This window comes from Mesorhizobium sp. M4A.F.Ca.ET.050.02.1.1, from assembly GCF_003997725.1.
Taxonomy (GTDB): Bacteria; Pseudomonadota; Alphaproteobacteria; order Rhizobiales; family Rhizobiaceae; genus Mesorhizobium.
In genome coordinates, this window is record NZ_RZSG01001095.1 from 1 (window position 1) to 1,537 (window position 1,537).

Consider the following 1,537-nt stretch of genomic DNA (forward strand, 5'->3'; position numbering starts at 1 on the left):
GGTTGCGGATCTCGATCCGACATTCCTGACCTCGGCCCGAGCGGCGATTGCCGGCCTGCGTGGCCTGGCGATGCTCGCCTTGTTCCGGCAGAAGCGGCCGGAGCGCGAGGATCTGCTGTCGCTGGCGATCGTCGCACTGGGTGTGGTCGTTGGTTTTCCGCTGCTCACGGCGCTGGCGCTCAAGCATGTCACCTCGGCCCACTCCATCATCTTCGTCGGCCTGCTGCCGCTGGCGACGGCGATCTTCGGCGTGCTGCGCGGCGGCGACCGTCCAAGACCGGCATTCTGGCTGTTCTCATGCCTCGGCAGCGCGCTGGTGGCGGGTTTTGCTCTGACGCAAGGCGTGACCGCATCGCCGGTCGGCGACGGCCTGATGCTGGCTGCCATCATCGCCTGCGGACTGGGCTATGCCGAGGGTGCAGCGCTGTCGCGCAGATTGGGCGGCTGGCAGGTGATCTGCTGGGCTTTGGTGCTGTCGCTGCCGATCACGCTGGTGCTGACCTTTGCGACGCTGCCGCCATCCTTCGCCGACGTCGGCTCAAGCGCCTGGATCGGTCTCGCCTATGTCTCGCTGTTCAGCATGCTGATTGGTTTCGTGTTCTGGTATCGCGGCCTTGCGCAAGGCGGCATCGCCGCCGTCGGCCAGTTGCAACTGCTGCAGCCCTTCTTCGGCCTGGCGCTGGCGGCGACGCTGCTGCACGAGCAGGTCAGCCCGCTGATGTTGGTCGTCACGCTCGGCGTAGTGCTGTGCGTCGTCGGCGCCAAGAAATTCGCAAAGCAGGAGTTGCCGAGACGCGCGGCTTCGGCGTGACGGCGCCATCCGCACCTAGAACTTCGTCACCACGCCGATGCCGATGCCCTCGAAGCCGCCCATCGCCATCAAGGCCGCGGGCGCTTCTTCGAGGCTGATCTTCTTGCCGACCAGAAGTTCCGGCTTCAGCTTGCCGGTGCGGATCATCTCCATCATCGCCGTATAGCGGTACGCCTGCATGCCGTGGCTGCCGAGAATCTCGAGCTCGAAGGCGATCACCTTGTCCATCGGCACCTGCGGGCGCGCGTCGTCGGCCAGCATCAGGCCGACCTGAACGTGACGGCCGCGCCGGCGCAGATTGGCGATCGAGTTGAACGAGGTGGTCGGGTGACCGAGCGCGTCCATGGACATGTGCGCGCCGCCATTGGTGATCTGCTTGACCGCCTTGACCACGTTGGGCGTGTTCGAGGCATTGATGGTCGCCACGGCGCCGATCTTCCTGGCGAAGTCCAGCTTCTCGTCGGTGAGGTCGATGGCGATGACGTTGGCGCCCATCGAACTGGCGATCATGATCGCCGACAGGCCGACGCCGCCGCAGCCATGCACGGCCACCCATTCGCCCGGCTTCACCCGGCCCTGGTCGACGATAGCGCGGAAGGAGGTGACGAAGCGGCAGCCGAGGCTGGCGGCGGTGGCGAAGTCCATCTCGTCCGGCAGGCGCACCAGGTTGGTGTCGGCATGGTCGATGGCGACATATTCGGCGAAGGAACCCCAGCCGGTGAAGCC

2 protein-coding genes are annotated in these 1,537 nt (G+C 66.1%); one reads left to right on the forward strand and one right to left on the reverse strand.

Annotation, left to right across the window (positions count from 1 at the left end; translation table 11 throughout):
• A partial coding sequence (locus EOA33_RS35290) for a DMT family transporter (protein WP_145989507.1) occupies positions 1-811 on the forward strand: 811 nt, incomplete at its 5' end.
• 15 nt (positions 812-826) lie between these two features.
• Here EOA33_RS35290 and EOA33_RS35295 read toward each other — a convergent pair.
• A partial coding sequence (locus EOA33_RS35295) for a zinc-binding dehydrogenase (RefSeq protein WP_127407691.1) occupies positions 827-1,537 on the reverse strand: 711 nt, incomplete at its 5' end.